Origin of the sequence: Streptococcus sp. 1004_SSPC (assembly GCF_001069025.1) — a bacterium.
GTDB lineage: Bacteria > Bacillota > Bacilli > Lactobacillales > Streptococcaceae > Streptococcus > Streptococcus vestibularis.
The window spans coordinates 42,266-54,057 of sequence record NZ_JWGQ01000089.1 but is presented as its reverse complement, the minus strand read 5'-3'; the positions used below and the strand labels follow the sequence as shown (position 1 = coordinate 54,057).

Genomic DNA, 11,792 nt, shown 5'->3' with positions numbered 1-11,792 from the left:
ATCACTCTAAACATACATAAAAAGAGGACCTATCCGGTCCTCTCAAGATGTTAGCTTTTCGTCACCCACTACAGTTGACAAGAAGCCGATTTAAACTAGATCGTTTATTATTTACAATTTACACTTCTTTATTTGTATTTTTACGGTGTTTTCCGATATATAGGATACCAAATAAAGACATTATTGCCATACCCACAGTAGTGAGAATTGAAGATTCGTCACCAGTTGATGGCAATTTATTTGCATCTTTAGCCACACGTGAGCCAACAGATGTTTCGCCAGCATTTACAGAACCAGTGTTAGGAAGTTCTTTCTTATCTTCTGCTTTCACAGCTGTAGTATCAGAATTTTCACGCGGTGAATTTCCAGGTGTTCCAACTTTAGCTGGGATTGGGAAATCAGGAGCTGTTTTTTCAGGTCTTGATGGCGCTGGATTTTCTTTATTTGATTCAGGTAATTTACCTTCATTTAATTTTGATAAATCAAACTCAGGTTTTTCTTCAGTAGTAGCTGCTTCAGCAGCATTCACACCTCCGTTGAACTCTGGAACTTCGTTAACAGCAGCTTCTACAAAATTTGCTCCACCTTTGAACTCAGGAAGTTCAGGTTGAATAAGAGGTTCACCTTTTGAAGATTCTATCTTATTTTCTGCTGGTGCTTCACCTTCTGGTTTAGCTGGCTCAGTTGGAGGTGTTGTATCATTCACTCCGCCGTTGAATTCTGGATTATTAGGTTGGGTAGGAGCATTGTCATCATTTACTCCACCATTGAACTCTGGAGTTGCTGGTGTTGTGGGCGCTTCTTCATCGTTTACTCCACCTGTGAATTCAGGTTTTTCTTCAGCTGTTGGAGCATCAGCAGGATTTACCCCACCATTGAATTCTGGAGCATTAGGAACCGTTGGAACCTCATCCGCTTCCTTAGCAGGCTCAGTAGTTGCTTCATCATCATTTACGCCACCTCTGAAGTCTTTAGGTTCTTCGCCTTTAGGAACTTCTTTTAAGTTTTCGATATAACCTAAAGTTGCGTTGTAATCGTCAGTTAGTTCATCAATTGCATCTTTGTAAGCTTTTACTGCTTCGTTAACTTCGTCGAATTTAGCTTGAGCTTCATCAGCGGCAGTTTTAGCAGAAGCAACAGCAGCTTCTAATCTAGTTACAGCATCTTGTAATCCATCTTGGATAGATTGTTCAGCATTATTTTTCTTAGCTGTTTCAAGAGCAGCTTTAGCTTTTTCTAAAGTTTCTTTTTGTTTATCTAATGTAGCATTTTTTTCTTCTACTGCTTTAGCTTTTTCAGTAGCATCAGCTTTATCTTTATCAGCTACTTTAGTTAATTTTTCAATTTTTTCAGCTATATCATCAGCGATATCTTGAAGTTTTTTAACGATTGGTTTAGAAGCTTCTTTGTTGTAAGCAGCGTCTAATTTTTCTTTATCAGCAGCTGGAAGCTCAGATAGATCTTTACCTTCTTGTTTTGTAGCACCGATTTCGTCAGCTTGAGGATCTTGATTTTTATTAGCTTCAGCAGTCGCATTTTGATTTTCTAATTCTTTAAGAACATCTCCTGCAGTTAAGTCTCCTTTTTCAACTGAAGCTAAAATATCTTCTTTACCTAATGCTTTTTTAGCTTCTTCTTTATTTGTAATATTAGCATCAGCATCGATATCTTTTTCAAATTGATCTAATGCATCTTTAAGAGCAGTTCTAGTTTCAGATTCTTCTTTTTTAAGTTCTTCAACTTTTGCTTTAGCTTTGTCTGCTTCTGCTTTGGCTTTAGTCAATTCAGCTTCTGCGTCAGCTTTAGCTTTATCGGCTTCATCTTTTTTAGTTTGAGCAGCTTTTACATCTTCAGCTTCTTTAGTAGCTTTAGCTGTAGCTTCTTCAACTTTTTTAGCTTCTTCAGCAACTTTTTTCTCTAATTCAGCAACCTTAGCATCCGCTTCTGCTTTGGCTTCAGCAGCTTTTTCAGCTTCTGTTTTTTCTGCTGGTTTAGCTGGTTCTTCTTCTTTTGGCTTAGCTGGTTCGCTAGCTTCTTTTTCTTTAGCAGCTTTTACTTCTTCTAGAGTTTTGTTGTACTCATCAGTAAGTTTGTTAAGTTCTTCAGCGTAAGCTTGAGTATCAGAAGCAGCTTTATCGAATGCATCTTGTGCAGCATCTTTAGCTTTTTCGATAGCTTTAACAGCTTTCTCTAATGAAGCAACGATTTCAGCATCAGAACCATTATCTTGAGCTGATTTTAATGCTTCTTTGGCTTCTTTTAATGTATCTTCTTGTTTTTTAAGAACTTCCGCTTTTTTATCTTCTTCAGCTTTTAATGCATCAGCATCTTCTTTAAGCGCATCAACATTTTCACCTAAATCATCAGCTTTATCTTGAAGTTTTTCTGATGCTGGACGAGCAGCATCTGCTTTTTCAGCTTTTTCGATTCCAGCTTTAACGTCTTCTGGAAGTTGATCTTTAGATTTAGCTTCAGCTGGAGTTGTTGATGTATTACCAGCAGTATTACTGTCGTTTTCTAATTCTTTAAGAAGATCACCAGCTTTTAAATCACCAGATTCAATAGCTTTTAATAATCCTTCTTTGTCAACTAATTCTTTAGCAGCTTTTTTAGCAGCTTCTTTATTAGTAATTTTTGGATCATTTGCGATTGATTCTTCTAATTGATCTAAAGCTTTTGATAGAGCATCTTTAGAATCAGCTTCTTCTTTCTTAGCATCTTCTTCTTTTTTAGCTTCTTCTTTAGCTTTAGCGTCAGCTTCAGCAGCTTGTTCTTTAGCAGCAGCTAATTCATCGTCAGCAGTTTTTTTAGCTTTTTCAGCTTCAGTTTTTGCGACTTCAGCATCAGCAGCTTCTTTTGTCTCAGCTTCTAGTTTAGTGTTTGCTTCGTTAGCTGCAGTAGTAGTTGTGTCTACTTTTGCTTGAGCTTCAGTAACTTTTTCTTCTTTAGCTTTAGCGTCAGCTTCAGCTTCTTTAATCTCTGGACTTGTCACTTCTGATTTAGAAGTGTCAGTAGCTCCAGTTTCGGCAGGCTGAGTAGCTGCTGGTCGAGCTGGAGTAGTAGCAGTATTAGTTGCTGTATTAGTAGAATCATCAGCTTTTACAACTGACGGTTGAGATGCAGCAAGCGCAGCACCTAAAACAGCTACACTAGCCAAGCTTGTTAAAATGATTTTCTTTCTATTCATTTTGAAATCCCTTTCATAAAATCATATTCAGGCTCATTATAACGCTTTCTAAAAAGATAATCAAGTAATAGTTATTTTATTTATACAATTATATACTTATGTTAATTTTCAAATACACCTCTCATAGCAGAAAAAGAAAGCCCGTTTTATAAGCTTTCTTTTCATTATTTACATTTTCGATGGTAAATTTTACACTTTTAAACCCACTCACCGTTGGCATTTACTGTATAACCATTGATTGTAGTGCTTACTGCAAGGGCTCCTGAACTATAAGCATAGTACCATTTACCATCTACTTGGAACCAACCGGTCTTCATAGCGCCTGAATTATCAAGATAATACCAACTACCACCTTGTTTCAACCAACCAGTTTTCATTCCATCTTCTTTAGAGAAATAATGTTTCTCATCAACAGTAATATCACCCGTTAGACGAACACCTTCTTTGACATAGTAAGTTTTATCATCGATTTTAACAAAACCAGTTTTCTTCTCACCATCTTCTACAAAATAATAAGTCTTATCAGCAACTTTTACAAAGCCTAACTTTTTAACACCATCTTTTTCATCTATAGCTTTGTCTTAATCTTGATCTTTTTTCTTTAATCCAAGAAACGCACCTAAGGTAAACATTATTCCGGCAACTAATGACATGAAGACTTCACTAACTGTTCCGGTTTTTGGCAACCTATCATTGTTAGTAGTTGATTTACTATCAATATTGGTATGTTTATTATCTATGTTCTCTGGTTCATTAAGATAAACTTCCTTCTTATTTTCAAAGTTTTTATCATTTTCATCAGGAACTGTAGCTGTGACATCCTTAGTTGAATCAGATTTGTGTGAATGATTTTCTCTTTGTAAATCCTCCTTTTTGTAATTTTCATCTAACTGACTATGATTTGCTTGCACGTTATCTTTCTTTTTCGATACATCAAAAGTAGGTTTATTTTCCTCCTCCTTTTTCTCCTCTATTTTCTTGAATACAGGTTTTATAAGGGTATCTTTTGATACATTAATAACATAGCCAGCGTCTTTTTTCCCTTCGACACCAGAAATTTCCCAGCCATCAAATTGATATCCTTTTTCTAATTCACCCTTATAGACAGGTAAAATGAAATCTTCTTCCGACACTATCGTTGAACTCATTTCTTTTCCATTTTGAATGGTCACAGTTACCGTATGAGGTTTTAGTTCGCTTACCTCTCCCGTATCTTTGTTTAAAATGAATTCTTTTACGGTTGTATTTCTTGCAAAATCTTTTACAACAATCTTAATGTTTAGTGTCTTATCTGTTAGTTGTTTAATATCATCAAATGATTTATATTCTTTTCCATTTACATAAATATGTTTGTCTTGAATCTCACCATCGAATCCATTATTTCTTTTATCATTGATATTAAAGACTACAGATTTTCCGTCAGCATATTCAATACTAGTATTTCCCTTAGGATCAATGTTTACTTCTGGTTTAACATTATCATATAAAAATTGATAGTGTACTCCAACCGCTTTCGCATTCAAATCGCTATAGCCAGTTTGAAGATAAACATTTCCATCCATATCTGTTACCTTATCTGGGAATCCGTTTGCTTTATAGTCTTTCATTCCCCAGTCCATGATGTCACCGTCTTTAACATTAAGCTTAATATTAAAATCTCTAGTGTTATCAATGTGTAAATCTCCGTAGATTAAATAATTATCTACAACCGATTCATTAACTCTCAACTCCCAGTTAAAACCACCCTTATCAGAAATCTTACCTCTTAAATAAAATTCTGGATTTCGTACATAAATTTTATTAGATTTAGATGGATTAAAGTAGTTCTTGTCCATTGAAAGGTTTACTGGTTTTGCATCAATAAATAACGTAGAGCCATCTTCTTTTATAGCCTCTACATTGGACTTATCCTCTCCAGTGTACTCTTTACCATCCTTACCAAATAATACCAGTTTAGAAGGATCTGTTACAAGATTTCCATCTTTATCGATTGCCTCCCCTTTATCGTTCATTTTAAAGGTAAACACTTGATATTTTACAATGTTAAAGCCGTCTAAAGCCGACATTAATACGGATTGAGTACTTCTTCCATCTTCAACATTTCTACTATCAGCATAAATTATTTTTTCTGAAAGGACTCTTAGATTAGGATTGGTCTTTTGGATTTTTGCTATATCTTCCTTGTTATAGACTCCATTTCCTTCTAACATATCCGTTTTTCCAGGATTATAGGTAGTCACTTTTAGTGCATAGCCTTTTCTTAGAATAATGTTATCTTTTAACAGATATTGTTGTTTTTCTGAATCAGAATAGATTTTACCAGATTCCATGTCCGTTAAATTGTTTGGTTTGTTTTTTGAAAGATCTCCTTCTCCTAATTCTATTACATTCCCATAACTTGATGCATACGGATATTCTGTCTTAGTTTCCTTATTTTTTTCAGGCATTCTAATTTTAGTTTCAGATTTTATCTGATCATCATCTTTCACAAAGAATCTCATATCTCCTGAAAAAGCTAATCCATCCACAATATCATTAATATTAGCGTATAAATCAAATGTCATCGTTTTTGAGTGGGAATCATACTTGGTCGTTTTGATTTCTATCGATTTATATTTATTACCATAATATACCTTGGCATTTTTAGAAACATTACTTATCTTTCCAAGAATTTCAAAGTGTCCATCTTTAGACGGGCTTAGAACACCATAAATTTTTGATTTGATTTCATCAAGTTTTTCAGTTTCATATTCTAAGGCGCTACCATCGTCATAAGCAATGATATTTCCCTTATCATCGTATTTATAATCGTATTCTTCTGTCCTCTTACCAGTTTCACTTGTAAAGTCATCAACTTCTCTAAATTTCTTTTTAATGAGTTTCTTTAAGTCTTTACTTTCAAACTCTCTAATTGTTGAAATCGTTTTATGAATAGTCAAGCTAGATTTTTCTTCGATAGACTCTTCATTTTCTTGATGATGTTCTACTTCAGTTGTCTCTTTGTTTAGGCTATCATCTTTAACACTTTTTAAATTCTTAAATTTAGATTCAGGAATTTCTCCAAGCTTTTGGTATTTAGATGAATCTTGATCAGGATCTACTAGATAATAGGAAATCATCCCCTTTTCATCAGCATGATCAGCAAATTTAATTCTATGAATCTTTGTGAAATTGCTAGAACCATCTAGTGCAATGACTTCAATGATTTTTCCTCTTAAATCTCCTGCACCATTAATTTCATAAATGGTATTTCCGTCTTTGTCAAGTTTCCTATTTCGTCCTTGACCCTCACCTGCGTAAGTTACTTCAAGATTTTTCTCAACTTCTCCATCTTCATTAACCAGAGCGGCACCGGCATACCAAACTTCGTTTGCAATCTCGTCAAATTTTTCAGGATGTTCTTTTTGATCTCTCGCAAATAGAGTTTCATTCTTGTATTGATCTTTTACCTTGTGATAAGTATCCTTTGTGATCAGCTTAATTTTTTCAGGATTTGAAAAATCAACCGAAACAATCTTAGGGGCTGTGTTATCAATTTTTACTGGAATATAGGAAACCTGCCATGGGTAATCTTTAGTTAATCTATATTTAAATTTATAGAAATATTGACCTTCCGCAATTGGTTCAAATTGACCTCTTATCTTAGTAGCAGGATCTTGGTTATTCTTACTTTCTGGTGCATTTTCTTCTCTACCTCTAGGGTTATAGATGAGTCCATCCCACTTCAAGTCACCCCAAACTTTTAGTTTTGAAGATTTGATTCCCTTTGCATCATTTCTCTTAGAATTTAAAATTCCTTTAATAAAGTGTTCTCTCGAAATGACTTTTAAGTCTTTTTGATTTTCTCCCTCTTTATTTGTATTTACTATTGAAATCATTCCTTCTTCTGCACTTCTTAATACAAGTGGAGAAGGGGTTAATCCTCTCTCAAGTTGAGCATCTTGAGGATTTCCATTTGAATCTAAAGGATAAATTTTAGCAATATTAGAACCACTTGATGATGGTGCGTTGATCCCTTCGTTATTGAAAGCAAATAATTCTGGATTTTGATCTAGAGATGTTGTATTTTTATCTTTTCTATTTTGTATAACTCCTGCTGGATTAAATTTATCTATACCATGTTCTCCACCAATTCCCTTATTTAAGGTTCCTGGAATTTTTGGTTTACCATCATCATCATAACCTTCCATTGTTTTTGATTTTGAACCTTCTTCCCAGGCCCATTTATCAAGGATTGGTTCATGGTTCCAATTCCCAGCAAATCCCATTAGAGGCATCGATAAAGAAGGTTGGAAGTTTGTTTTCTTCCCGTTAGAGTTTAGAGCTTCCATTTCTTCCACTGACTCAAAATGAATAAATGATTCTACAAATTTATTTTTGTTTTTAGCCTCTCCAACGTTTATAACCGCATTCAAATCAAAGCTAGAATTTGGGCTTATAGTGAAGGTGTCATGCTCAAATGTGATATTTGCTCCTTTGATTTTTTCTGGGTGGATTTCTGGAACAATTTGCTTACCATCTGGAGATTTTTCATCTTTGTATGTTTCATCCAGTTTTAGTCTATCAGTTAGAGCATCTGTAGTTATCGCTGATGCTGAAACTTTAAAGGTTAAAGGTCTGTTTGATGTATTGTGAAGCTTAATTGTAAAGTATTTTTTATCTCCTTTTATTTCTTTAAGAGAAATAGAACCATAAGAGTTTACCAAACCTTTAGAATCCGTGTTTTTAAAAGTAGCTACGACTTCATTTCTCAAAGCATTGGCAACATTAATTAGCCCTGCTCCCTGTTGTCTAGGTGATGCAAAGTATTGACTTTTTTCTTTCCAAGAAGTTGCATCCATCATAGGGCGTGCAGTATTTTGTAGGGCTATTTTTGTAAGACTTGTAAGATCTATTTTGTCATCTCCCTTAAGATTTTTCAACACAGGTCTTTCAAGCATTTCCTTTAATTTTGGTCTAATCAAAACAGTAGAAGCTGCCACGATTGGAGCTGCCATACTAGTCCCTGACATATAACCATAAGTTGATTTCCCATTAATGACATTGAGAGTGGATTTAATATTTTTACCGGGTGCTGAAACATCCGGTTTTAAAAGTAAATCTATTCTTGGCCCCCAAGATGTGGACCCTGCTGGAACGATGATCTCTTCTTTATACAGTTCTTTGTCTGTGTCAGGTGCAAACTTAAAGTCAATCTCTTTTTCGTCACCTACATTTGGTTTATTAGAATTATAGCTTGCCATATCAATTGGATAGTATTGCTCCAATTTATCTTTAAAATCTTCTTTATTATTCCTTTTAACCTCAGTTTTTTTATCAGGGTTAATCATGTTCCATAACTTTACACCATCATCTCCTGAAATTGAAAAAACTTGACTAGTAGTTCCTTCATCCTCCTCATATCCCATAGCTGGAAGCTCTGTCCAATTATCTCTATTGTAGTAATTTACAGTATTTACAACCATAATGCCACGTGCACCCTTATCCGTTGCACGTTTAAAAGCATTTTTTAACTCCTTTGTATAAATTCTATCCATTACTGCAATTTTGCCTCTAAGATCCAATCCTATCAAATCTTGGTCTTGACCCTTGCCTATATATACAAATTTTAATTTACTAGGAGCTTTTGATCCATCTTCATTTGTTATAATTTTATTTTTATCGAAAAAGGCACCTATATTTCTGTATTTAAAACTTTCTCCACCTATGTTAACTTTATCAAACTCAACTGTTTGATTTTTAGCGGATGCGACTGCTATCGCATCTTCATGTGCTGCAGTTCGTGTTACATTTCCAGTGTCGGTCATTTTCAGATTATTATTTGCCACTAAATCCCATGAAGAACTTGAAGCAGAAGTCGCATAGTTACCCGTAGCTACAACCATTGGAATGCCTGCTTTTCTTAATGCTCTAATAGCTTGCCAATATTTCTCACCTACAAGACCTGTTCCTGTAAAGCCAGATGATATCGAAACAACATCGACATTGTGTTTGATCGAATCTTCAATAGCATGAAACATTGTTTCATCTCCTGCGAAGCCAGATCCTGCGTCAGAGTACATTTTATAAGAGAAAATCTGTGCATTAGGAGCAATTCCATCTATTCCGTTAAAGTTTTTAATATCTTTTTCAGTATCATTTCCCGCAAGAATCCCTGCAATATGCATCCCATGTGGATCAAAAAAATCGCTTCCATCATCAGCTTTTTCTACAGTAATTTTACCACCATTATAATAATTGAAAGCATGAGGAATTTTATCACTCAACCAGAAATTTTTATCAGTACCTTTTAAGTCTTCTTTTTTAAATCTCATTGAGCTTTTAGCGTCATCATCAATCCTCATGGCCTTATGCCTATAATCCGTTCCCGTATCGATATTTGAAATGACCATACCTCTACCATCAAAGTTTTTCCCAAATGGTGCATTGATAGATTTTAGGTAATCGATTGCCTCTTCAACTCCAATTTCTTTTCTAGCATGATTCATCATAGGTTGGACTTTTTGTGACCTTTCAACCGATGAAATACCTTCTATTAGTTTAATTTTGTCCAGAGTATCTTTGGTTGTTTCAATAGCGCTACCGTTAAAAATTCTATCATAAGTATATAAAACTTTTGTATTCTTAAGATTTGATAGCTCCTTGATTGCTTTTTCTCCAGATTCTTTATCTTTAAATTCAGCAATATAGACAAGTTTATCCTTTTTTTGGGGACTTTCTGGGTCTTTACTTGCAGACGAGTCCGCTTTATCTCCTTGGGATTGATTGGAATTTTCTTCTTTGATTTTTGCTTCTTCATTGCTAGTGTTATTGTCTATCACAGGATTTTTACTAACAACTTCTTTTTCCTCAACAATTGTTGTTTTCTTTTCTTCAGTATCCTTTGAAGTTTCTATAACATTATGAATATCTTCAAGGTTTTCTTTGTTTTCGTTTTGTTTATCTATTACTGTTTCTTTATCAGATATTTTTAAGGAATCTTCAGAACTAGGTGTATCTGCTAGGATTACCTCATTAGGGACATATGCTGCTAAAATAACTGCAGCTGTGGTTAATGACAATACTGTACTTTTTTTCATTTCAATTCCTTACATATTTATTTAACTTCCAATAGATAGTAAACTTTAACTTTGCTAGCATTTGTTATAAAAAGTTTTACTAATACTCTTCGGAGATCGCTTCAAACCGCGTCAACGTCGTCTTAGCGTATGTATGGTTACTGACTTCGTTAGTTCTATCTACAACCTCAAAGCAGTGCTTTGAGCAACCTGCGGATAGTTTTCTAGTTTGCTATTTGATTTTCATCGAGTATAAGTATTATCTAGGAAATAGAGTAGTACATTTATATATAATTGTTAGCTCTCCAAAAAAATAGTATATCATTTAAAAAATGTAAGTCAAGAAAAATTAACATACATTAATTTATTTTTTTATACCAATTAAAAATATTGAGTCAACAACTTTCTTAGTTAGCTGGGGTACATTATCAGAACATTCACACCATCAAAAATAGTAGCAATCAACTTAAAGCACTGGCAACATCACAAAGTCAAACATCATTAATGAAATATCAGCGCTATTAAACAATATAAAAAACCGCTAAGAATAAGACTTAACGGTTATCTTCTACATATCTATTTTTTCAAATCCTCAGTCGTTTATCTACCTATAACCTAGGCTTTACGAGTGCCTTGCTCTACCAACTGAGCTAAATCGGCGATTACACTTACAGTGTGGCACTCTGAGAATAGATGTCAAGGAATTTCCATCTCTATTAGAAAAAGCCTGTCCTCAGACAAGGCTTTGAGTTTCTTCATCTTAAGACCCAGCACTTTCATAAGAATCCAAGCCCCTGCCCCAGAGTTTAAGGGAAATACCAAAAAAGATAAGGGAAATCAAAATCAAACCTCCGATGTTAAAGATTACATTCTTGCCCTGCAAGAAATAGCTAGCTGGATAATAAGCCGTAAAGGCGAAAGGCACGATAAAACTGATCAACCAACGAAGGAGCGAATTGTAAATAGATATCGGGTACTTGGCAAAATCATTGAACATATAAAAAATATAAATCATAGCACCTGACTGCTTGGTCCAAAAAGCAACACTTGCTGTCGCGATTTTCAAGGAAGTATAAATCAAGGTCGCAAAAGGAATACAGACTAGAAAAAGTAGAAATTTGGGAAGCGTCCAAGCAATGCTTGATACTGTTGTCCCCAATAGAATGCAACCGACTAAAAGTTCGCCCAAAGCATCAATCTGAAAGGTCTCTACGAGGATGTGAAAGAGAGGATTGATAGGACGAGTTAGGTACTTGTCAAACTCCCCTTTTCGGACTAGTCGTTGACCTAAAGCCCAGAGATTGTCAAACAAGAGATGGTCCAATCCCTTGGGAATCAAGGAAAATCCATAGATAAAGGCAATTTCTTGAAAAGTCCAACCTTCTAGAGATGGAATATGTTGAAAGATGACATTGAGAAACAGGAGGTTCAAGCCTTGAGTCAGAAAGACTCCCAAGACACCAACCACAAAATCGACCTTGTACTCCATGATTTGCTTGATGTATTGTCTGATAAAAATTAGATGCATGCGTTGATATTTTTTCATA

General features: G+C 34.7%; 4 protein-coding genes. All 4 read right to left on the bottom strand.

Annotated elements, in window-relative coordinates; all coding sequences use genetic code 11:
* Positions 1-118: 118 nt before the first annotated feature.
* The 4 genes from ADF62_RS07060 to ADF62_RS07040 all read right to left on the bottom strand — a co-directional run bounded on the left by ADF62_RS07060 (position 119) and on the right by ADF62_RS07040 (position 11,791).
* Positions 119-3,187, bottom strand: coding sequence for an SIALI-17 repeat-containing surface protein (locus ADF62_RS07060; protein WP_048788460.1), 3,069 nt, complete (start codon positions 3,185-3,187; stop codon positions 119-121).
* 197 nt (positions 3,188-3,384) lie between these two features.
* Positions 3,385-3,759, bottom strand: coding sequence for a hypothetical protein (locus ADF62_RS11785; RefSeq protein WP_338131585.1), 375 nt, complete (start codon positions 3,757-3,759; stop codon positions 3,385-3,387).
* A 9-nt stretch (positions 3,760-3,768) separates the two neighbouring features.
* On the bottom strand, positions 3,769-10,266 hold the full coding sequence (locus ADF62_RS07050) for a S8 family peptidase (protein WP_048788458.1): 6,498 nt from the start codon (positions 10,264-10,266) through the stop codon (positions 3,769-3,771).
* Positions 10,267-11,005: 739 nt separating this feature from the next.
* Positions 11,006-11,791 carry an ABC transporter permease gene (locus ADF62_RS07040; protein ID WP_048788457.1) on the bottom strand — a complete coding sequence of 262 codons (786 nt, stop codon included), beginning with the start codon at positions 11,789-11,791 and terminating at the stop codon, positions 11,006-11,008.
* Between the last annotated feature and the right edge of the window lies 1 nt (position 11,792).

Excerpts from the sequence above, each read along its gene's own strand:
- ADF62_RS07060 (WP_048788460.1), bottom strand. The coding sequence starts at position 3,187 with ATGAATAGAAAGAAAATCATTTTAACAAGCTTGGCTAGTGTAGCTGTT.
- ADF62_RS07050 (WP_048788458.1), bottom strand. The coding sequence starts at position 10,266 with ATGAAAAAAAGTACAGTATTGTCATTAACCACAGCTGCAGTTATTTTA.
- ADF62_RS07040 (WP_048788457.1), bottom strand. The coding sequence starts at position 11,791 with ATGAAAAAATATCAACGCATGCATCTAATTTTTATCAGACAATACATC.